This window comes from Paenibacillus sp. OT2-17, assembly GCF_009827695.1.
GTDB lineage: Bacteria > Bacillota > Bacilli > Paenibacillales > Paenibacillaceae > Paenibacillus > Paenibacillus polymyxa_B.
Genome location: NZ_WUDQ01000005.1, coordinates 1 through 25,615, shown reverse-complemented (window position 1 = coordinate 25,615; position 25,615 = coordinate 1). Strand labels below are relative to the sequence as shown.

The 25,615-nt window shown below is 49.4% G+C and carries 2 protein-coding genes; one reads left to right on the top strand and one right to left on the bottom strand.

Features of this window, described 5'->3' with window-relative positions:
• The first annotated feature begins 92 nt into the window (after positions 1–92).
• Positions 93–23,819 carry a non-ribosomal peptide synthase/polyketide synthase gene (locus tag GRP75_RS02900; protein WP_160788565.1) on the top strand — a complete coding sequence of 7,909 codons (23,727 nt, stop codon included), beginning with the start codon at positions 93–95 and terminating at the stop codon, positions 23,817–23,819.
• 108 nt (positions 23,820–23,927) lie between these two features.
• On the opposite strand, the gene GRP75_RS02895 is transcribed toward GRP75_RS02900, so the two are convergent.
• Positions 23,928–24,962, bottom strand: coding sequence for an alpha/beta hydrolase (locus GRP75_RS02895; RefSeq protein ID WP_071559521.1), 1,035 nt, complete (start codon positions 24,960–24,962; stop codon positions 23,928–23,930).
• Positions 24,963–25,615 lie beyond the last annotated feature (653 nt).

The window sequence follows — 25,615 nt, the reverse complement described above, 5'->3', positions numbered from 1 at the left end:
AGGGTGGAAGCGCACTTTAAACTGTCCTTTTGTCCTCCTGACTGCCAGGTGCAGCGGGAGGATATTCACATCATGGAATAGGAGTGAATGAGATGAATGACATGCAGTTATATGATTTAACAAATGCGCAGAAGCGTATATGGTATACCGAATTACTCTACCCAGATACGTCAGTGTCACAGCTTTCCGGTACAGCTAAGATGAAGGGGCACATCAATATTGCTGCCTTTATGCAGTCCATTAATTTGATTATCAAACAGTATGATGCGTTCCGCATCCGTATTACCTCAGTGGATGGAGTGCCTCAGCAGTACGTCGTTCCTTATGAAGAGAGACAGCTGGAGTGCCTGGATCTTAGCCACTATGAAAGTGTATCTGAGGTGGAAGCCTTACTTGAGCAACACAAAAGCAAACCTTTGCCCCTGCTGGATTCTGAGCTCTTCCAGTTTTTAATTGTGAAGATTAGCGAGGAAGAGTATTGGATTAATATCAAGATGCACCATATTATTTCTGACGGAATATCAATGGTGGTCTATGGCAATCAGCTGACAACATTTTACATGGAGTTAATTCAAGGAAATGAACCGAAGCTGGGCGACGATTGCTCGTATATTCAATATATTGCAGATGAGAATGCATACGAACTTTCTGACAGATACCAAAAGGATAAGGCTTACTGGCTGGATAAATTTTCTGATTTGCCTGAGCTTACGGGTTGGAAGTCATATAATCCGTTATCTTTAAGCACCCACGCCGTTCGGGAGCATTTTACCGTACCAGAAGTGCTATATCACGAGCTGCAAGCATTTTGCCAACAGAACAGGATTTCTTTGTTCCAGTTCTTCATGGGTGCGATGTATATCTACATACACAAAATGACGAATCAGCCGGATGTGGTGATTGGCACTTCGTTCGCTAACCGGGGGAACAAAAAAGAGAAGCAAAAGATAGGTATGTTTGTCAGCACCGCTGCTGCCAGAACATACGTCAAAAAGGATATGGATGTGTTGAGCTTCCTGCAGGATGTAGCCAGAGATCAGATGTCAGTCCTGCGGCATCAGAAGTATCCGTACAATCAGTTAATTCAGGATCTTAGAGAAATGCATGGTAACAAGGATATTCAGCGGCTTTTTGGCGTTTCAATGGAATATCGTCTTATCAATTGGGTTGATTTGGATGATGTGCGCATTTTGACGGATTATGATTTCTGCGGGGACGAAGTGAACGATTTCGTGCTTCATATCGTGGAGATCCTGGATGAAGGCGAACTGGTACTGGATGTCGATTATCGGACGGAGCTGTTTGAACGCAGTGAAGTTAAGGACATGGTTTCCCAGTTGCTTACGATCGCCGAGCAGATCATTCATTCACCTCAGCTTTCTATCGCAGAGGTAAACTTATTGGGTGAACCAGAAGAGCAATCCATTTTGGCTCTTTCGGAAGGCGCTGCAGTCGATTATCCACGTGAGAAGACCATCCATGGCTTATTCGAGGAACAAGCCGAGCGCACGCCAGATCACGTAGCCGTTCAGATGGACGAACAGAGCATTACATACCTAGCTCTAAACGAGCAGGCTAACCAGCTTGCGAGATATTTGCGCTCCGAGGGAGTAGTTGCAGATACGCTCGTAGGGATTATGGCTGACCGTTCCTTGGAGATGGTCATTGGGATGTTGGCCATTTTGAAAGCAGGTGGTGCCTATGTACCGATTGACCCCGATTATCCCGAGGAACGTATCCATTATATGCTGGAGGATTCAGGGGTCCGTCTGTTGCTCACCCAAAGTCATCTATGGGAGAGCACCACTTTTGACGGAAAGCTTGTGAGTTTGGACGAAGCTACAACGTATACAGGAGATGCTTCCAATCTGGAGAGTATTTCGGGACCAAGCCATCTAGCCTATGTTATCTACACGTCGGGTACGACCGGCAAGCCGAAGGGCACGCTGATTGAACACAAAAATGTGGTTCGACTGCTCTTTAACGATAAAAATCTATTTGATTTCAGCTCTCGGGATACGTGGACGCTATTCCATTCGTTCTGCTTCGATTTCTCCGTTTGGGAGATGTACGGAGCGCTTCTTTACGGAGGGAAATTGGTGATTGTTCCGTCTCTCACAGCCAAGAGCCCAGCAGCTTTCCTGGAGTTGTTGAAAGACAACCAAGTCACCATTTTAAATCAGACGCCAACGTATTTTTATCAGGTGCTACAGGAAGAGTTAACGCACTCTTCGACAGAGCTTGGCCTTAGAAAAATCATTTTTGGTGGAGAGGCCTTAAGTCCATCTCTTCTGAGAAACTGGCGGGTCAAGTATCCTGATGTGCAGCTGATTAATATGTACGGAATTACGGAAACAACAGTCCATGTCACCTACAAGGAAATCACGGAACATGAGATTGAAGCGGGGAAAAGCAATATTGGCAGAACGATCCCCACACTTAGCGCTTATATTCTCGATGAGCAAAGACGGCTGCAGCCTGTTGGGGTTCCGGGAGAGCTATACATTGCAGGGGACGGTCTTGCCCGTGGGTATTTGAATCGGCCGGATTTGACGTCTGAGAAATTCGTTGAGCATCCGTATCGGGCGGGAGAGCGGCTGTACCGAACTGGGGATCTTGCTCGTTGGTTGTCTGATGGCAATATTGAATATTTGGGACGGATCGACCATCAGGTCAAAATTCGCGGCTACCGAATTGAGCTTGGCGAGGTAGAAGCCCAAATTCTCAAGACTCCGAACGTACGAGAAACGATTGTCCTCGCACGGGATGACGAACAGGGCCAAAAATTGCTGTGCGCCTACTATGTAGCCTCCAGTGATCTTTCGCCGGGGGAATTGCGGTCTCAGCTGGCAGCGGAACTCCCCGCTTACATGATTCCTTCTTATTTTGTCCGGCTGGAGCAAATGCCGCTTACGCCAAATGGCAAACTGGATCGCCGTGCGTTGCCGGCTCCTGAAAGCAGCGTACAATCCGGCGAGGCTTATTTGGCTCCGAGAACTGCTGTGGAAGCTCAGATGGTACTCATCTGGCAAGATATCTTGGGAGTTGCCCGCGTCGGTGTCAGAGATAATTTCTTTGAAATTGGTGGTCACTCTTTGCGGGCAACAGTGCTCGTTTCACGGATTCACAAAGAATTGGGATGTAGCATTTCGCTGCGTGAGGTGTTTCAGTCACCTACGGTCGAATCCTTGGCGCAACTTGTGAAAAAACACATTCCGACCCTGTACGAATCCATCCCAAGGGCAGCGGAAAGCGAAGCTTACCCAGTGTCCTCAGCGCAAAAGCGGTTATACGTGCTGAGACAGATGGATGGGGGAGAGCTTAGCTACAATATGCCAGGGGCCTTCACAGTGGATGGACCGTTGGATCGCACGCGGCTGGAGTCCGCGTTCCAGGCACTGATCCAGCGTCATGAATCCCTAAGAACCGGCTTTTATATGCAGGATGGAGAGCTTGTTCAGCGTGTGCATAGGAATGTGCCGTTCGCGTTGAACTATACAGAGGCTTCGGTGGAGGAGACGGATACGCTCATTCACAACTTTATTCGTGCCTTTGATCTGAGCCAGGCTCCATTACTGCGTGTTAGCTTGGTGAAGCTCCAGGAGGAGCGTCATCTGTTGCTGTTTGATATGCATCACATCATTTCAGATGGGGTTTCTATTCAAATATTGATACAGGAACTTACTCATTTGTATCAAGGAGAACAGCTACCAGAACTGCACATCCAATACAAGGATTATGCCGTATGGCAACGAGAACAGTCAGAGAACCAACGGCAAGATCTTGAGAAATATTGGCTGCAATCCTTTGAAGGAGAGTTGCCGGTATTGGATTTGCCTACAGACTTCCAACGACCTTCAGTTCGGAGCTTCGAGGGTAGCCGAATTGATTTTACATTGGATGAGTCTGGAAATAAGGCGATACAAGAGCTTGCATCCCGTACAGGTACTACACTGTATATGGTATTGCTGGCCGCTTATTCGGTACTACTGCACAAATATACAGGACAGGAGGACATCGTCGTAGGTTCTCCAGTAGCCGGAAGACCGCAGGCTGAGCTTGAGGGCATCATCGGAATGTTTGTCAACACACTGGCCTTGCGCAGCTACCCGGCAGGAGATAAAACCTTTCAGGATTATCTTCTGGAAATCAAGGAAACGGCGCTCAAGGCGTTTGAGCATCAGGATTACCCTTTTGAAAAATTGGTCGAAAAGCTGGGCGTAGGACGCGATGTCAGCCGCAATCCGCTCTTTGACACCTTATTGGTATTACAAAATACCGAGCAGGAAGAGCAGGATATGGACGGAGTGCACTTTACTCCTTACTTGATGGACACCGTCACAGCCAAGTTTGACCTGTCCCTCAATGTAGAGGAGAAGGGATCAAAATTAGCCTTTGGCCTCGAGTATAGTACGGCTTTATATCGGCGTGAAAGTGTAGAGCGACTTGCAACGCACTTGCTCCGGGTTCTGCACGCAGTCTCGGCCAATCCTCAGTTGCAACTGGCCGAGATTGAAATGATCACACCGGAGGAGAAAGTACAGATCGTTGAAGTATTTAATGCGACATCGGCTCCTTATCCAAGGGACAAGACCATTCATGAGCTGTTCGCAGAACAAGTCAAGCGTACACCAGAGCAGACGGCGCTTGTATTCGGCGATGTCCAGCTAACGTACCTTGAATTGGAAGACAAGGCGAGCCGACTGGCCCAAACACTGCGTCGTTTGGGAACGTTGAGGGAGCAGCCTGTGGCCGTGATGGGCGGACGAAGCATTGAGATGGTCATTGGTATGCTCGCGGTGCTTCAGGCAGGTGGAGCCTATGTGCCGATTGATCCTGATTACCCGGAAGATCGGGTACGTTATATGCTTGATGATTCCGACGCCAAGCTATTATTGGTGCAAAAGGGCGAGCTTATAAGTGTAGACTACGGTATACCAATTGTCGATCTTAGCAGTGAAGAGGCTTATGCTGCTGAGCCTGCCCAGCCGGAGACGGCTCAGGGATCGCAGGGGCTTGCTTATGTCATCTATACATCGGGTACGACGGGTAGACCGAAGGGCGTTATGGTTGAACACCGGAACGTGGTCCGTCTGGTCAAAGAGACCAACTATGTGGAGCTGAATGAATCCACACGAATTTTGCAAACAGGAGCTGTGGCCTTTGATGCTTCTACATTTGAGATATGGGGAGCGTTGCTTAACGGTGGGCAGCTCTATTTCGTAGAGAATGACGACATTCTGATTGCTGATAGGCTCAAAGCGGCTATTGCCAAGTACGGGATTACAACATTGTGGCTTACTTCACCCCTTTTCAATCAGCTTTCCCTGCAGGATGAGTACCTGTTCAGAGGGCTAAAAGCATTGTTAGTCGGCGGTGACGTACTGTCTCTATCTCATATGAATCGTGTAATCGAGGCTAATCCTGATCTTGTCCCTATCAATTGCTATGGTCCGACAGAGAATACGACCTTCTCCACCACCTACAAGATTCCAGGTCGTGCCGAAGGGGGTGTGCCGATTGGTCGCCCAATTAGTAATTCGACCGCTTATGTGGTCAATGGATCGCTGCAATTACAGCCTATTGGTGCTTGGGGTGAACTCATTGTCGGCGGTGAAGGTGTAGCACGCGGATATCTCAATCGTCCTGATCTCACAGCAGAGAAATTTGTTCCTAGTCCTGTTAAGGACGGAGAACCCTGCTACCGAACTGGGGATTTGGTACGCTGGCTTCCAGATGGGAATTTGGAGTTTAAAGGAAGAATTGATGAGCAGGTCAAAATACGTGGTTACCGCATCGAACTCCCTGAAATCGAGGCCCAACTGGCCAAGGTGGAGTCGGTAATCGACGCCGTAGTGGTCGTTCGCGCGGATGAGCTTGGAGAGAAGCAGCTTTGCGCTTATTATGTGGCGGATCGTACGCTCACGGCAGGCGAAGTACGTCTTTCCCTATCGCAGGTACTTCCGGGCTATATGATTCCATCCTACTTTATCCAGATGGACCGTATGCCATTAACGTCAAACGGAAAAGTGGACCGCAGGTCTCTGCCGGCTCCTCAAGTAGGCGCGCATACAGGACGGAAGTATACAGCTCCTCGTACACCGGCTGAAGAAGCTTTGGCATCTGTCTGGCAAGGGGTACTGGGTGCCGAACAGGTGGGTATCCATGACAATTTCTTTGAATTGGGTGGAGACTCCATAAAAGCTATTCAGGTGTCGTCACGGTTACTGCAGGCCGGCTATCGGTTAGAGATGAAACAGCTGTTCAAATCGCCAACCATTGCCGAGCTAGGCGCTGAAATACAAACGGCTGTGCATATGGCTGAACAGGGAGTTGTGCGTGGAACGACTCGCTTGACTCCAGTCCAACAGTGGTTCTTTGGACGGAAGCAGGCAGAGCCTCATCACTTCAATCAAGCGGTTATGCTGTATCGTGAACAGGGATTTGGGGAAAAGGCCTTGCATCAGGTGCTAAGAAAACTCGCTGAGCATCATGACGCCCTTCGCATGGTTTTCCGTCAGACAGAGCATGGCTACGAAGCTTGGAATCGTGATCTTGAAGAAGGAGAGCTTTATAGCCTGTTCACCGCTGATTTACGGAATGAATCCGATCCGGCTGCAGCCATTACATCGCTGTCGGATGACATTCAGCGCAGTATCAATCTGGCAGAAGGTCCGCTGCTGAAGTTAGGACTTTTCCATTGTCAGGATGGAGACCACCTTCTGATCGTGATCCACCATTTGGTGGTGGACGGAGTATCCTGGCGGATTTTGTTCGAGGATATTGCAGCAGGCTATGAGCAGGTGATTCAAGGACAAGCGCTGACATTCCCGCAGAAGACGGATTCCTTCCGTGACTGGGGAGACGCCCTTGCTCGTTATTCGGAAGGTCCTGAAATGGAGACTCATCGGGAGTATTGGAGGGAGCTGGAGAATCAGCCACTCGAACAGTTGCCGAAGGATGAGGCTGTGGAAAGCCTTCTTTTACAGGATAGCAAAGTAATAACAGCACAATGGACTATAGAAGAAACCGACCAATTGTTGAGAAAAGCCCATCGTGCTTATCAAACAGAGACGAATGATCTGCTATTGACTGCTCTGGGCATGGCGGTATCCAAATGGTCTGGCATCGGAAAGGTTGCTGTGAATCTGGAAGGACACGGTCGTGAGCCGATTATACCGAATATCGACATCACCCGTACCGTCGGCTGGTTTACAAGTCAATACCCGGTGATTTTAGACTTGGGGGATGACCCAGAAGTGGCCTCCTTGATCAAGTCTGTGAAAGAAGGGCTGCGCCGAATTCCGAACAAAGGTATTGGCTACGGGTTGCTTAAAACGATGGCAAGTCAGTTGGATGAAGACAGCTTCAGCTTGCAGCCTGAGATTTCTTTTAACTATTTGGGGCAATTTGATCAGGATTTGCAAGGCAGCTCGTTGCAGATTTCTCCTTATCCGACCGGAAGCGCCCAAAGCTTGTTGGAGGAACCAGCCTATACGCTAGATATCAATGGCATGGTGACGGACGGAGCCCTGACTCTGACGATTACTTATAACGGAAAACAGTATAAGTTATCTACGATGGAACAGCTCGCTGGATATATTGAAGAAAGCCTGCGAGAGCTTCTCCAGCATTGCGTAACCCAAGAGAAAACCGTATTGACACCAAGCGACGTGCTTGCGAAGGGTCTAAGCATTGCCGATCTGGAGGAGCTTTCTAAGCAGACCAGCCACATAGGCGATATTGAGAATGTATATAGTCTGACGCCGATGCAGAAGGGCATGCTGTTCCATGATATGTTTGAGCCGCATACAGGTGCTTATTTTGAGCAGGCTGCCTTTGACTTTAAGGGTAGCTTTGATCCGACTGCATTCGGACACAGTCTGGATGCCGTGGTGGAGCGTCATGCCATCCTGCGCACGAACTTTTACAGCGGATGGGGCAGCGAGCCTTTGCAGGTTGTATTTCGACACAGAGGCGCTAAATTGGTGTACGAAGACCTGCGTGAGATGAATGCATCGCAGCGCGAAGCTTACCTGAAGACATTTGGTGCTAAGGACAAAGCACAGGGCTTCAACCTAGCTGAAGACGAGCTTCTCCGTGTATCCATTTTACAAACAGATGAAGAGAGCTTCCGCCTCTTATGGAGCTTTCACCACATCGTCATGGATGGCTGGTGTGTTCCGTTAATTACGCAGGAGGTATTTGAACACTATTTTGCCCTCCTGGAAGGAAGAGAGCCGCAGCTGGCAGAGGTCCATCCGTACAGTCGATATATCGAATGGCTGGAACAGCAGGATGAAGCAGTTGCGTCCAACTATTGGAGCCGATATCTGGCCGGTTACGAGCAGCAGACGCTTTTACCTCAAGTCGGTGGAGCAAGTAAGGGAGAAGGCTATGTAGCAGAAAAGCTGAATTATCCTCTCAGCAGGGAATTGACTGAGCGCCTTGAAAAGGTGGCTAGGGATGCTCATGTCACGATGAATATATTGCTGCAGTCCCTCTGGGGCATTGCGCTTCAACGCTATAACGGTAGCCGGGATGTCGTGTACGGAAGTGTAGTATCAGGCCGACCAGCAGAAATTCCGGGCATTGACCGGATGATCGGTTTGTTCATCAATACGATTCCCGTTCGTGTGAAGACAGAGGAGAATCTCCCCTTCACCGTTCTGATGAAGCAGCAGCAGGAACAATATATGGCTTCTCATATGTATGACACCTACCCGTTGTTTGAGATTCAGGCTCAGACGGATCAGAAGCAGGATCTAATCTCCCATATTATGGTGTTTGAGAACTATCCTGTGGAGGAGGAGGTAGAGCGTCTGGGTGGTGGCGAGGCTGCCTTTGAGATTGAGGAAGCGGAGCTTCTTGAGCAAACGAATTATGATTTTAATTTAATTGTCCTCCCTGGCGAAGAGATGAGATTGCTGTTCCAGTACAATGCACTTGTTTATGACCAAGTGACAATTGGGCAAATCAAGGGCCATCTGGTTCACCTTATGGAACAAATTGTAGAGAACCCTGCTATTTCCGTGGATGCACTAGAATTAGTCACGCCGCAGGAGAGAGAACAGATTCTGAACGTATGGGGAAATACAAAAGGCATTTACGAGCACTGTAACACGTTCCACGGGCTGTTGGAGGAACAGGCGGGACGAACGCCGGATGCGACTGCCATTTGGTTCGAGGACGAGAGTTTGACCTATGCCGAGCTCAATGCAAAAGCCAATGGACTGGCGAGAAGGCTCCGTACTCAGGGAATCAAGACGGGAGATCTGGTGGGACTGATTGCTGAACGGTCGCTCGAAATGATCGTTGGGATCTACGGCATTATGAAAGCCGGGGGTGCCTATGTTCCAATCGATCCAGAGTATCCGAAAGAACGAATCAGTTACATGCTTGAAGATTCCGGGGCGAAGCTGATCCTTACACAGGCCCATCTCTTGGAGCATCTCGGATGGACGGAAAATGTTTTGCTGCTGGATGAATCATCGACCTATGATGCCGATACCTCGAATTTGGAGGATACTGCTGGCCCGGATGATCTGGCTTACGTGATCTACACTTCAGGTACGACGGGGCAGCCTAAGGGCGTATTAGTCGAGCATCGGGGACTACCGAATCTTTCGGACGTATACGGGACACACTTCGAAGTTACACCGCAGGATCGGATCGTTCAGTTTGCAAGCCTGTCGTTTGATGCATCGGTTTCGGAAATTTTAACGGCGCTGAGCCACGGGGGTGTTCTGTGCATCCCTTCTACACAAGATATTTTAGATCATGCCCTGTTCGAGCAGTTCATGAACGATAAGGGGATTACGGTAGCGACTTTGCCACCCGCTTACGTTATCCACCTTGATCCAGAGCGTTTGCCAACACTGCGGTGCCTGCTAACCGCTGGATCGGCCGCATCGGTCGAGTTGATCGAAGAGTGGAGGAAGCATGTACGTTACTCTAATGGCTATGGCCCAACGGAGGACTCCGTATGCACCACCATCTGGTCCGTCCCGGACAGTGAGGAAGCAACGGATATTGTATCTATTGGACGACCTATTGCTAACCATAGTGTGTACATCTTGGATGACCATTTTAGATTGCAACCTGTCGGTGTAGCTGGAGAGCTATGCATTTCGAGTATTGGGTTAGCACGGGGGTATCATAACCGACCTGAGTTAATGGATGAGAAGTTCGTGGACAATCCGTTTGTTCCAGGAGAGCGTATGTATCGGACGGGTGACCTGGTTCGCTGGTTACCGAATGGAACCATCGAGTACTTAGGCCGAATAGATCACCAAGTCAAAATCCGCGGCTACCGTATCGAGCTAGGCGAGGTAGAAGCACAAATGCTCAGAGTGCCGTCCGTTCAGGAAGTCGTAGCCATGGCTGTAGAGGGCGATGACGGCTACAAAGATCTAGTCGCTTATTTCGTAGCTGCTCAGAAACTTGAGGTATCCGAGCTTCGGGCCGTCCTGTCGGAGATATTACCTGGATATATGATCCCTTCCCGCTTCATACAACTGGAGGATATGCCTCTGACGTCGAACGGAAAAATCGATCGAAAAGCGCTGCAGGGCGAGCATGGATGGGCAGCGGCTTCATCTGAGGCTCCAAGGACACCTGTGGAAATCCAATTAGCCGAAATCTGGCAAGAGGTGCTGGGTGTAGAGAGCGCGGGAGTGAAGGATAATTTCTTCCATTTTGGAGGTCATTCACTGCGTGCAGCCCTGCTAGTCTCACGAATTCGCAAGGAAATGAATCGCGAGATTAGTCTGAGAGCAGTGTTCGAGTCTCCTACTATTGAAGGATTGGCTCGTGCCATTGAGGGCTATACACCGCTGAATTTCGAAGAAATTCCTACAGCGGGAGCGAGAGAGCATTATCCATTGTCCTCGGCCCAAAAACGACTGTTTATTCTAAGTCAGCTGGAAGGTGGAGAGCTGAGCTACAATATGCCGGGTATCCTTACCGTTGAGGGAGCTTTGGATCGGGAACGGCTAGAGCAGGCATTCCGTCGTCTGATTCATCGTCATGGTTCGTTGCGTACTCGTTTTGTGACTGTGAACGGTGAACCTGTACAGCAGCTCCTGACGGATGTTCCGTTTACTGTGGAATATGCGGAGTTGAGCGAGAAAGAGGCAGGAGCTACCCTTCAGCAGTTTGTCCGTCCTTTTGATTTAGGTGTAGCTCCAATGCTGCGGGTAGGCCTTATTCGAATTGCACATGAGCGCCATTTACTATTGTTTGACATGCATCATATTGTCTCAGATGGGGTTTCTATGAATATTCTCATAGAAGAGTTTCTCCGCTTCTACCAAGAGGAGGACGTATTCCCTGAACTACAGATCCAGTACACAGACTATGCTGTATGGCAGCAAGAGCAGCTCGGAAGCGAGCGTCTTAAGGCCCAGGAAGCTTACTGGCTGGATGCTTTCCGCGGAAGCTTGCCAGTGCTGGATTTGCCAGGGGATGAAGTTCGTCCTGCGGTGCGAAGCTTTGCGGGCGATCGAATCGACTTCCAAATTGATTCTTCTCTGAGTGCTTCACTTCAGGAGCTGGCTACCCGAACGGGTTCCACTCTGTTCATGGTACTGCTGGCAGCCTATACAGCGCTCTTGCACAAGTACACAGGTCAGGAAGATGTCATTGTCGGTTCACCTGTGGCAGGAAGATCCCATGCGACACTCGAAGGCCTCATCGGTATGTTCGTCGGCACAGTGGCACTTCGTACTTATCCAGAAGGAGAAAAGCCTTTCGAGGCTTATCTGCAGGAAGTGAAGGAAACAGCGCTGCGGGCCTATGAAAACCAGGATTACCCGTTCGAGGAGCTGGTAGAAAAGCTGGAGCTTCAGCGTGATTTGAGCCGTAACCCGCTATTTGATACCATGTTTGTCCTGCAAAATATTGAGCAGGGAGAACAAGAAATAGAAGGATTGCGCTTCACTCCTTACGATAATGTACATCCGGCTGCCAAGTTCGATCTCACGCTGACCGTGAGTGAAGCAGACGGGGTATTGAACTGCACGCTTGAGTACGCGACTGCGATCTACAAGCAAGAGACTGCCCAGCGGATGGCAGGCCACTTTGTACAGCTTATTCGGGAAGCCGTCTCCAATCCGGGAATGCCGTTGTCATCCCTTGATATCGTGACACCTCAGGAAAAATCAAGGCTGATGAAAGCGCCGGACGAAGCCAAGGCAGATTATCCTCGTGACAAGACGATCCATGCGCTGTTCGAGGAACAGGCTGCACGTACTCCGAATGCGGTGGCAGTCGTATGTGAAAATGCAGCCCTGTCCTACAGCGAGCTGAACGAGCGGGCCAATGGACTTGCCAGAACGCTGAGGGAACGTGGTTTGCAACCAGACGGTTTGGCTGGAATCATGGCGGATCGTTCTCTTGAAATGGTGGTTGGAATTTTAGCCATCTTGAAGGCAGGCGGGGCCTATGTCCCTGTAGACCCTGAATATCCAGAGGACCGCATTCGCTTTATGCTTGAGGATTCGGGAGCCAAGCTACTGCTGACACAAGCGCATCTGGAGCAACGTGTCTCCTTCGCTGGGGACATCGTAAGTCTGGATAAAACGGCTTCCTATAAGGAAGATGTCTCAAACCTGCAGCCTGCAGCCGGACCGGAGCATCTTGCCTACGTCATCTACACATCGGGCACGACAGGCAAGCCAAAGGGAACACTGATCGAGCATAAAAATGTAGTTCGCTTGCTCTTTAATGATAAAAATATGTTTGATTTTGGTCCTCAGGATACGTGGACACTGTTCCATTCATTCTGTTTTGACTTCTCTGTATGGGAAATGTACGGAGCATTGCTGAACGGAGGACGGTTGGTCATCGTTCCATCGCTTACAGCGAAGAGTCCAGATCGTTTCTTGCAATTGCTTAAGGATCAGAAGGTCACCGTTTTGAACCAGACACCGACGTACTTCTATCAGTTGCTACAGGAAGAGCTCGGTCATCAGGCGGTAGAACTGAGCCTCCGTATGATTATCTTCGGTGGAGAGGCATTAGCCCCGGCCCTGCTCAAGGACTGGAGAACGAAGTATCCGCAAGTGCAGCTCATTAACATGTACGGCATTACCGAAACGACCGTGCATGTAACATACAAGGAAATTACAGAGTTGGAAATTGAACAGGGCCGCAGCAATATCGGCACCACGATTCCGACGCTGCGGGCGTACATTTTGGATGAACAACGTCGTCCACAGCCGATTGGCATTCCGGGTGAACTCTATGTGGCGGGCGTAGGCCTGGCGCGAGGTTATCTGAACCGACCGGAATTGACGGAAGAGAAGTTTGTCGCTCATCCGTTTGAAGCGGGCGAGCGTATGTACCGCTCGGGTGACTTGGCACGCTGGTTGCCGGATGGCAGCATGGAGTATTTGGGACGGATTGACCATCAGGTAAAAATCCGTGGTTACCGTATCGAGCTGGGCGAAGTGGAAGCGAAGCTGCTCCATGCTCCGTCTGTAAGGGAGGCCGTTGTGCTCGCCCGGGAGGATGGAAGTGGACAAAAAGTGCTTGTCGGCTATTTCACTGCCGATCAGATGCTGACGGTAGGCGAGTTGAGAAAAGCCTTGGCTGCCGAACTGCCGACTTATATGATTCCATCTTACTTTATGCAATTGGAACAGATGCCTTTGACACCCAATGGCAAGCTGGATCGCAAAGCGCTTCCGGCTCCAGAGGCCAATGTGCAGACGGGGGCGGTTTATGAAGCGCCGAGAAACGCAGCTGAGGAAGCTTTGGCTTCCGTATGGCAAGGTGTGCTGGGAGCGCAGCAGGTTGGCATCCATGATCATTTCTTCGATCTGGGTGGTGACTCCATCAAGGCGATCCAAGTGTCCTCGAGATTGTTCCAAGCTGGATATAAATTAGAGATGAAGGATCTCTTCAAATATCCGACAATTGCCGAGCTAAGCCCGTATCTTCAGGCAGCTGGACGTATAGCGGAACAGGGCGAAATTAAAGGTGCAGCAGAGTTAATGCCAATTCAGCGTTGGTTCTTTGAACGCCATACAGCGGAGCCGCACCATTATAATCATGCCGTCATGCTCTATCGGAAAGACGGCTTTGATGAGGCTGCACTCCGGTTGACAATGGACCAAATTGCGATCCATCATGACGCGCTGCGCATGGTTTTCCGGCCTACAGAAGCTGGATACGCAGCTTGGAATCGGGGAACGGACGAAGGCGAGCTCTACACATTGGACATTGCCGATATGCGGCAGGCGGAAGACCAGACAGCTGCGGTTCAGGCCCAAGCCGATGCCATTCAGGCAAGCTTTGACTTGGAAGGTGGCCCACTGTTCAAGCTAGGCCTGTTCCATTGTGACGATGGCGATCATTTGTTGATTGTCATTCATCACCTCTTGGTTGACGGCGTATCCTGGCGCATCCTGTTTGAGGACATTGCAGCGGGGTACGAGCAGGCATGGAATGGACAAGCAATCGTCCTTCCACAAAAGACCGATTCGTATCTTGTATGGTCTGAGCAAGCGACGAAGTATGCAGCAGGGCCTGCTCTGGACAAGGAGCGTGCATACTGGCAGCTGATTGAGGAGGCGATTTTGGCCCCACTGCCGAAGGATGAGGATCAGAAGCCGGGCACCATTCGGGATACTGAATCGGTTACGGTAACGTGGTCTGCGCAGGAAACTGACCTGCTGTTGCGACAAGCGAACCGGGCATATCATACGGAGACGAATGACTTGCTCTTGACTGCTCTGGGGGCAGCCATTCAGCGCTGGACAGGCATGGAGCAGATTTTGGTCAATCTTGAAGGACATGGACGGGAAATGATCGTACCAGACCTGGATATTACCCGTACCGTGGGTTGGTTCACAACCCAGTATCCAGTTCTGCTGAACCTGCAAGGCAGACAGGAAGTATCTGCGCGAATCAAGCGCATCAAGGAGAATTTGCGAGAGGTTCCGCATAAAGGAATCGGCTACGGTCTTCTGAAGTATATGGCACCGGAGAAAAGTGTCGGATTCGGCGTGGAGCCGGAAATTTCCTTCAATTATCTTGGGCAGTTTGATCAGGATTTGGAGGGTAATGCCCTAAGCCTATCCACACATTCAGTTGGTAAAGCGCTCAGCGATCTCACACCACAGCAATATGCTCTGGATGTGAATGGCATGATTGCCGAAGGCCAGCTATCACTGACGATTACGTACAGCAGCAGGCAGTATCGTAAGGAGACGGTGAGTCATTTTGCTGAATTATTACAGTCAAGCCTTAGTGAGGTCATCCGTCATTGTGTGGCTCAGGAGCGTTCACAGCTTACACCAAGTGATGTTCTGTTCCAAGGATTAACATTGGAGCAGCTTGATCGACTCACGGCGCAGACGGCTCACATCGGAGAGATTGAGGATGTGTACAAGCTGACGCCAATGCAGAAGGGAATGCTGTTTCACAGCCTACTGGAGCCGGGCTCCTCTTCATACTTCGAACAGGCAACGTTTGAGCTGCGTGGCAGCTTCGATGTAGATACCTTCTTCGAGAGCTTCCAGGCTCTGGTGCAACGACATGCCATACTACGTACCGGCTTTTACAACAACATTGCTGATGTACCGCTGCAAGTTGTCTTTAAGCAACGGTTAATCCCTCTGCACTACGTAGATTTGCGCGACGAATCTATGCAGGAACAAGAAGCCCGAATCAAGACTTACACGGCTGAAGATATGGTTAAGGGGTTTAGCCTGTCAGAAGATCCGCTGATGCGGGTGACCGTCTTGCAGAAGGATCAAAGCTGTCTTGTATTGTGGAGCTTCCACCATATTGTCATGGATGGCTGGTGTATCCCGATCATTACACAGGAGCTGTTCGATTATTATTCTGCCAAGAAACAGCAAGTACAGCCTGTCCTACCGCCAGCTCAGCCCTATAGCCGTTATATCGAGTGGCTTGATGCACAGGATGATCAAGAAGCTTCAACGTATTGGAGCCAATATCTTGAAGATTATGACGGGAACACCGTATTGCCGGAAGGTAAAACTAAATCTCAAGCCAAAGAGGCGGGCTATGTTCTGAATGAGCATGTTCTCCATCTGGGTGCATCCTTGACCGGTAAAATGGATGTTGTCGCGAAGCGCAATCACGTGACTGTCAACACACTCATGCAGACAGCTTGGGGACTGATTCTTCAACGTTATAATGCCAGCTCGGATGTCGTTTTCGGCGGCGTTGTGTCGGGTAGACCCGCTGAGATTGCAGGGATCGAAAATATGGTGGGTCTGTTCATTAATACAGTACCTATCCGTGTACAGTCATCCAAAGACGAAGCCTTTGTCGAAGTGATGAAACGTACACAGGCACAGTCATTGGCTGGTCGTGCCTACGACACCTATCCACTGTATGAGATTCAGGGGAAAACAACCCAAAAGCAGGACCTGATTTCTCATATTATGATCTTTGAAAATTACCCGCTCGACGAGCAGGTGGAGCAATCGGGTAATCAAACGGAGGACAAACTCGAAGTTGCCAACTTCACCATGTTTGAACAAACCAACTATGACTTTAATCTGGTTGTAATTCCAGGCGAAGACATCAAGGTCTGCATTCGCTATAATGCTTCGGTTTACGAGCAAGAAAGCATTGCACGAATCGGAGGACACTTGTTGCAGATGCTCGATCAGGTGGCTGCTCGTCCGCAGGCGACGATACAGGAACTGGAGATTGTAACATCTGAGGAACGGATGAACCTGCTTGACTGGGGCGGCAAGGCCCATACCTATCCAAGTGATCAGGGTCTGCATACCTTGTTTGAAGAACAGGTTGTCCGTACGCCGGATAAGATTGCGGCAGTAAACGGCGACATCCAGATCACGTATCGGGAGCTGAACGAGCAGGCGAACAGACTAGCTTCCACCTTGATAGACCAAGGACTACGGAGTGAACAAGTGGTAGGTCTGTTGGCAGATCGGTCTGTAGAGCTGCTTGTCGCCATCATGGGTGTACTCAAAGCGGGTGGAGCCTATGTACCTATTGATCCTGAATATCCGCAGGAGCGGATTCAGTATATTCTGAAGGATTCTGGCGCTGAAATTCTGCTCACACAGAGCCACCTGACGGAGTTGGCCTCTTTTGAGGGAACGGTTATGGAATTGGATTCCCCGCACATCTACGGAACCGAGGTGGATAATCCCAATATTCCTGTTGGAGGAAACGATCTGGTGTACTTAATCTATACCTCGGGTACAACCGGAAATCCGAAGGGAACCATGATTAACCACAAAGGGATCGTGAACTACATCTGGTGGGCCAATAAGGTCTATTGTGCTGGGAAACCAACGGATTTCCCGTTGTATTCATCCATTTCGTTTGACTTGACGATGACATCAATGTTTACTCCGTTAATAAACGGAGGAATAGTACGGATTTATGATGGTATAGATAAGGCAGAGGTCGTTCAGCATATTTTGCGCGAAAATGCGGTCGATATTCTCAAGCTGACGCCGACGCATCTCAGTCTCATAAAAGACATGACCATTCCAGCGGAAAGTCGCATTCAACAGCTCATTGTGGGTGGAGAGAATTTGACCACACATTTGTCCAAAACGATTACCGATCTCTTTGGTGGCAACATCAAAATCTACAATGAATACGGTCCGACCGAAACCGTCGTCGGCTGCATGATTCACCTGTACGATCCTGCGAAGGATACACGGGAATCCGTACCGATTGGGTTGCCGTCCGACAACATATACATTCATATCCTGGATGAACAGCTTCGTCTCGTACCGTTAGGTGTGGAGGGCGAAATGTACATTGCCGGGGACGGAGTAGCCCGTGGATATCTGAACCGTCCTGAGCTTACCGCAGATAAATTCATTAGAAATCCGTTCGCTTCGGAAGGAAATATGTATCGCACCGGGGATTTGGCTCGTCGCCTTCCTAATGGAGATATTGAGTACATTGGACGCATTGACCATCAAGTTAAAATACGGGGCTATCGTATTGAGCTTGGTGAGATTGAGGCCAAGCTGCTGGACATTCCACTTGTCGAGGAAGCTCTCGTTGTTGCGTGGGCAGATGCTCATGGGCAGAAATCGCTGTGTGCTTACTTAGTAGCTGATCGCGAAATGTCTGTCAGCGAGCTGAGAGACGAACTGTCTGCCGGACTGCCTGCATATATGATTCCGTCTTACTTCGTCCAACTGGAGGTGATGCCTCTGACACCGAATGGTAAGCTGGATCGCAAGGCACTGCCTGAACCGAACTCGGGTATAAAGGCGGGAGCAGACTTTACCGCTCCGCGGACGGATGTGGAGAACATTTTGGCTTCAATCTGGCAAGGTGTACTCGGCGTGCCGCTTGTCGGCATTCATGATAATTTCTTTGAGCTTGGAGGTGACTCGATCAAATCCATTCAAGTATCCTCAAGGCTTCTTCAAGCAGGCTATAAGCTTGAAATGAAGGATTTGTTCGGTTATCCGACAATTGCAGAGTTGGCGCAGCGCGTTAGTGTGGTCAGCCGAATTGCGGATCAAAGCGAGGTACACGGAGCGGTAAGACTGGGACCTGCCCAGCACAGATTCTTCCATGAACAGTCAATGGATCTGCATCACTTTAATCAGTCGGTCATGTTGTACCGACGGGATGGCTTCAATACCGATGCGCTCGCCGAGGTTGTTCGGAAAATTGCAGAGCATCATGATGCTTTACGACTGGTGTTCCGCCAAGGAGAGCAGGGGTTGGAGGCCTGGAACCGGAGCGTGGGTGAGGGTGAACTCTATAGCCTCCAAATCCACGACCTGCGGGCTGAAACAGACCCGGCTTCAGCAATAGAAGCAGGTGCGGAAGCCATTCAGCGCAGCATCTCTCTGGAGGATGGACCTCTCTTTAGACTGGGTCTGTTCCGCTGTGTGGAAGGCGAACATCTGTTGATCGTTATTCATCATCTGGCTGTGGATGGCGTATCCTGGCGTATTCTCTTTGAGGACCTGCAGGAAGGCTACGAGCAGGCAGTACGTGGAGAAGCGGTCAAGCTTCCACAGAAGACAGATTCGTACCGTGCATGGGTTGAGGGAATCACACAATTTGCGAACAGTCTGGCGGCTGAACAAGAACGCAGCTATTGGGCAGAGGTAGAGGGAGATGGCTTTGTCCCTCTTCCCAAAGACAAGGTAGACGGCGCTCTTCTCATCAAAGACAGTGAGGCTGTCACGGTGAGATGGTCACCAGAAGAGACAGAGCAGTTCCTGAAAGAAGCGAACCGCACTTACAATACGGAGGTCAACGATCTGCTCCTGACGGCTCTGGGTATGGCTGTTCACGAGTGGACGGGAATCGAACGTGTAGGCATCCTTCTGGAGGGACATGGACGGGAGCCTGTTGTGCCGGAACTGGATATTACTCGTACAATAGGCTGGTTTACAAGTCAATACCCTGTCGCCCTTGAGATGGGAGGGGAATTGGAGATCGGCGCCAGAATCAAGCACGTCAAGGAAGGCTTGCGTCGTATCCCGAACAAAGGTGTCGGATATGGTATTTTGAAATATTTAAGCGGCGGTTCCGATGTCTCCTCCTTCTCGGCTGAACCTGAGATTACCTTCAACTACTTGGGACAGTTCGACCAGGATCTTGCAGGAGGGACGATGGAAGTATCGCCTTACTCAGTAGGACCTGAGGTCAGTGAGCAGATGGTGCAGCATCAGACATTGAACATTAATGGACTGATTGCCGAAGGACAGCTTCAACTTTCGGTCAGCTATAACCGTCATCAGTTCCACGGGGAGTCTGTGGCTAAGTTTGTTGGCATTCTGAAGAACCGTCTCAGCGAAGTTATTGGACATTGCGTAAGTAAGAAAAGAACAGAACTTACACCAAGCGATGTACTCCTCAAAGATATCAGCTTGGAAAAGATTGAGGAGTTAGAAGAGCAGACACGGCATATCGGCAGTATTGAAAATATGTATAAACTGACGCCGATGCAAAAAGGAATGTTGTTCCACAGCTTGCTGGAGCCTCATTCGGAAGTCTACTTTGAGCAGGCCAAGTTTGAAATTCAGGGAGCATTCTATCCTGAGGATTTCAAACGCAGCTTAAAATATCTGATGAAACGGCATGCCATATTGAGAACCAATTTCCATGCCGGGTGGGGCGATTTCCCTATTCAGATTGTGTTCAAAGAAAGAGCGTGTGACTTCGTATACGAGGATCTGCACGAGCTGGAAGCCGATGAAATTCAAGCGCGTCTTGCAGCTTATACTGCTCAGGACAAAGCAAGAGGCTTTAATCTTGCTGAAGAAGCATTGCTGCGTGTTGCTATTCTACGTACAGCAGAAGAGGCTTACCATTTGCTGTGGAGCTCTCATCACATCATTTTGGATGGCTGGTGTATGCCGCTTGTGCTCCAGGAAGTGTTTGAGACGTATGGGGTTCTGCGTGAGCAAAGGGAACCTGAGCTTCCTGCAGCTGTATCGTACAGCCAGTATATTCAATGGTTGGAGAAGCAAGGCGAGGAAGAGGCATCCTCTTACTGGAGAGGGTACCTGGAAGGCTACGAGCAGCAGACGAAGCTGCCACAAGCCATCACACAGCCATCGGCAAAAGCAGAAGCCTACGTGTCGGAGAAGCTGGTATTCACGTTGGATGCGGAACTGACCGATCGCCTGGAACAGGTGGCCAAACAGCATCAGGTGACGATGAATACGCTGATGCAAGCAGCCTGGGGAATCGTGCTGCAGCGCTACAATAGAAGCCAGGATATCGTCTTCGGAAGTGTGGTATCGGGAAGACCTGCCGAGATTCCGGGTATCGAAAGCATGATCGGTCTCTTCATTAATACAGTTCCGGTTCGGGTACAGGCCGAGGGAAGCGATTCGTTCTCCCATGTGATGAAAAGACAGCAGGAATTATATTTGGCAGGACATGCTTATGATTCCTATCCGCTCTATGAGATTCAAGCACAGAGCGAACAAAAGCAAGATTTGATTTCTCATATTATGGTGTTCGAAAATTACCCAGTAGAAGAGCATTTGGAAGAGAAAATTGCCAGTGAAGAGGCTGAATACAAAATTACGGATGTTCAGATGTTTGAACAGACGAATTATGATTTTAACCTCATTGTGCTGCCGGGTCGTAATCTGGAGTTCTTGTACCGTTACAATGCCCGCGTCTATGATCGGGAGAGCGTGGAACGAATTCAAGGACACTTGACGAGAATTCTGACAAGCGTTGCTGTTCAACCTGCTATCCGTATTGATGAGCTGGAGCTGATCACGCCAGAAGAGAAATCGCAGATTATAGAGGTGTGGGGCGATACAGCAGCTCCTTATCCGCGTGAGCAGACCCTTCACGGTATATTTGAGGAAAAAGCAGCACTCACACCGGATTGTACAGCACTTATTTACGGTGAAACGGAGCTTACCTATGGAGAACTTCATCAGCAGGCGAACCGCCTTGCACGTACGCTGCGTGCCCAAGGGGTCAGACCGGACCAACCAGTCGGCATCATGGTCGAGCGTTCGCTTGAGATGATCATTGGCATTCATGCCATTCTAAAAGCTGGCGGGGCCTATGTACCGATTGATCCGGAGTTCCCAGAAGATCGTATTCGCCACATGCTGGAGGATTCGGGAGCGAAGCTTCTGCTGACGAAGAACCATCTCAAAGATCGTTTTCCGTTCACTGGCACGATCCTGGCACTTGATGATCCGCAGGCGTATCATGCGGATAGCTCGAATCTGGAGCCAATTGCGGGGCCGGAGCATCTGGCGTATATCATTTACACGTCAGGTTCAACCGGCAAGCCGAAAGGGGTAATGATTGAACATCGCGCTGCCGTCCATACGCTGAGTCAGTTGGAAGCTGAATATCCGATGTTGGCAGGCGACCGTTTCCTGCTCAAAACGACATTTACCTTTGACTTCTCCGTGCCGGAGCTGTTCTGCTGGTTCTTTGGAGAGGGGACTCTCGTGATCCTGCCACAAGGCGTGGACAAAGACCCGATGGCACTGCTAGGGGCCGTGGATACGAACCGTATCACGCATCTCAATTTGGTGCCGTCGATGCTCAGTGTGCTCGTTCAATACTTGAAAGAAAGCGGCACCCAAGGATTCCTTACTCTGAAATACCTGTTTGCCTGCGGCGAGACGCTGCCTGCCAAACTTGTGGAAGAGTATTATAAAGTATCTCCTTACGCAGTACTGGAAAACATCTACGGTCCTACGGAAGCAGCCGTATATGCGACTCGGTATACAACGAGCCTTGAAACTGCGGCCCTAATGCATGTGCCGATCGGCAAACCGTACGCTAACGTCCAAGTATGGATGATGGACAGCGCTTCTCAGGTATCACCTGTGGGGGTACCGGGAGAACTCTGCATTGCGGGCGAAGGGGTAGCGCGGGGGTATTTCAACCAGCCGGACCTGACGGCAGAGAAGTTCATTCCTCACCCGTACAAACCGGGAGCGCGAATTTACCGAACGGGCGATTTGGCCCGATGGCTGCCAGACGGGAATATTGAGTATTTGGGGCGGATCGATCACCAGGTAAAAATCCGCGGTTACCGCATTGAACTGGGAGAAGTGGAGGCACAAATTCTGAAGGTGCCATCGGTGCAGGAAGCGGTTGTTCTAGCACTGGCTGACTCCACCGGAAGTACTCAACTTTGTGCATACTTTGTGGCCGAAGAGGGGCTTGCAGCGGGCGTACTACGCGAGGCACTGGCCAGCGAGCTGCCAAGCTACATGATTCCGACTGCTTTCGTACAGTTGGCACAAATGCCGCTGAATCCGAATGGCAAATTGGATCGCAAAGCGCTACCGGCACCGGAAACACTTCTGCGGAGCACAGCGGAGTATATCGCGCCGCGTACGCAGACAGAAGTAGAGCTCGCTCAGATTTGGTCCGAAGTGCTCGGCGTACAGGAAATCGGGATCAGGGATCATTTCTTCGAACTTGGGGGCCATTCCCTGAAAGTATTGGGCTTGATCCAAAGGATCTCGTCCGGTATGGGCGTCCAGCTCCCACTCCAAGTCGTGTTTAATCTGCCGACTGTGGAAGAAATGGCGCATGAAATTTCCAAGCTGCAGGCAACAACTGCTGCTAATGAAGAGGAAATGGAAATTATCCGCTTCCCAGGGAAAGGAACGCTCAAAGTGTTTTGCTTCCCTCCACGGGTAGGCCACTCTCTGGGGTACTATGAGATGGCCAAGGAGCTGGAAGGGCTTTGCGAGGTGTACGGGATGGAATTTATCGGCGATCGTTTCCAGGGTCAAGATATGCTGGATCGATACATCGATGCCATCGTGGATATTCAAGCAGAGGGCCCATATGTATTCCTGGGATACTCACTTGGAGGAAATCTCGCCTTCGAGGTAGCGAAAGCCATGGAAAGCCGAGGTCACCATGTTAGCGACCTTATTATGGTAGATGCTATGAGAAAGATGTCCAAGGATGAATCGACACCGGAGGAGCTTGAAGAGATTGTCGAGATGGTACTGGACAGCATTAGGGACCAGTACAAAGCATTCCTCGCCGATCCAGTGGACAGGGAGCGAGTCATGGACAAAATGTTGGTTTACTCCGTCTACCGCGATGAGCTTATTAACTCAGGTGAAGTTCATGCGAATATCCATGCTCTAATTGCAGAGGATGATAGTATTGGTCCGGATACATCATTAGATAAATTGTTATGGCAACAGGCGACACTTGGCCAATACAAAGAATACGAAGTCATCGGAACGCATGATGTGCTGCTTGATTCCGGTTTTATTGGGGAAAATGCTAAAGTACTGAGACAGATACTTGGCAAGGTCACAGAGGCCTCATCTAAAAACAAGCCCATTTTGTCCTAAGCTCAATCAAGCATAATAAGTGTTAGGCAGCAAAGACGCCCGAATTCCTTTATATAGAAGGAACTCGGGCGTCTTTTATTTTTTTATGCTGTTTAACATATAAAGTCCCTAATCATCTGTGTATGCTTTAGACATGGTTGACTGAAAGTGTCTTGTGTCGGTGATGAGTTCACGGATGACTTGGATGACAAGCTCCGGTTGATCATGGATGATCATATGCTCGCTCTTCTTGGCAACAATAAATTTGCTGTTTGTAGAGATGTTAAGCATCTCGCGCTGTCCCATTTGCCAGCTTTGTTCGATCTGATCATTTCCGCGTTTACTAATACCGAACTGAGTCAAATCTTGTTGAATGCCCCGGGCAATTACACGTACAGGGAGGTTACCCAGATGCTGTCCCCGTATGGCATCTTCGGTAGTGCTTGCTAGATCACCCTCCTCCGCAACAGATCGAAAGTATTTAGAGGAAGCGACAATATTCACAAAAGATTTTCTATCTTGATATTCGACCCGACCCGTTAGCATTAAATTGGGGAACAGGCGAAAAGCCCCTGACTTTTCTAGGAGAATGGATATTAACGGGGAGGGATTGACCTTAGGCCGTTCCTTGGCATAGATCTCATTTGTCCGGCGAGCGTCATTTTCAGGCCTGGCATCCACCAGAACCAATCCTGCCACTTCGTCTTTGTATGTCTGCGCGTACAGTCTTGAGTACATCCCTCCAAGGGAATGGCCTACCAGAATATAAGGAGCTTGGATGTCTGCGTTTTTTAAGGCGACATGAAGCTCTCGAACGATGTTTTCCCCGGTTCGTGGAGTAGCAGCCTCCTCGCTCCAGGCATAGCCTGCCCGGTCATAGGATACAACAGTGGCGAATGATGACAGTTTTTCGGGAATATCTCTCCATGACAGGCTACTTTCCCCGCTCCCTGATTCAAGCAATATTGTTGGAGAGCCGTTACCGAGTTTACGAATATGGAGTCGATAACCCCCGGCATCGACCAATTCCCCCGGAGGTGGGTATTGTGATTTATCCTTTTTGGATGCAATCCACTCATACACAAATCCTGAGATCACGAAAAGCAGTAAGCAAGAGATGATAAGAAACACAATTCTCGTCCATGTTCGCCTTCGTTGCTTCATTAGTAAATCTACTCCTCTATACAGTTATAATTAATCATTACCTAAAGTTGCGTGAAACAAAGCTGCTATCGCATGGTTTGTTGCTAGCTCCTTATCTTTTTTACCCATCCTTTCTTTGTCAAATCATCAATATTAAAGAAAAAGCAGAATATGCACATGAGTTGTAATGAGCAACACGCGTATTCGAGATCATTGAATGGATCTCACGTCGTTCTTGGATGCAGATAACTAAGTCCATTTAGCAAAAGTACAGAGTACACAGGATGTCATTACAACAATAAAGATAGTAAAAACAATTTATTAAAAAACGGTTGCATTTAAATATGGGGAGTGGTATACTCTAATTCCGGCCAAGAAATACAATATTGCGAGCGAGTGTTACAAAAAAAGATTTAAAAAAAGTGCTTGCAAAGTTGGTTCGGAGATGATATGATATAAGAGTTGATGAAGCGATAAACTGAATCGACCGAAAAAGAATGTTTGATCTTTGAAAACTGAACAACGAGTGAGTAAAACGATTTTGCTTGCAAAATCAAACAAGAGATATTTTTATCTCGTCAGTTTCAAAATGAGCTTATCGCTCTTTCTATAAACCGACTTCGGTTGGTCTTTAATGGAGAGTTTGATCCTGGCTCAGGACGAACGCTGGCGGC

Coding starts and splice junctions, on each gene's coding strand:
- GRP75_RS02900 (WP_160788565.1), top strand. CDS start 93: ATGAATGACATGCAGTTATATGATTTAACAAATGCGCAGAAGCGTATA.
- GRP75_RS02895 (WP_071559521.1), bottom strand. CDS start 24,962: ATGAAGCAACGAAGGCGAACATGGACGAGAATTGTGTTTCTTATCATC.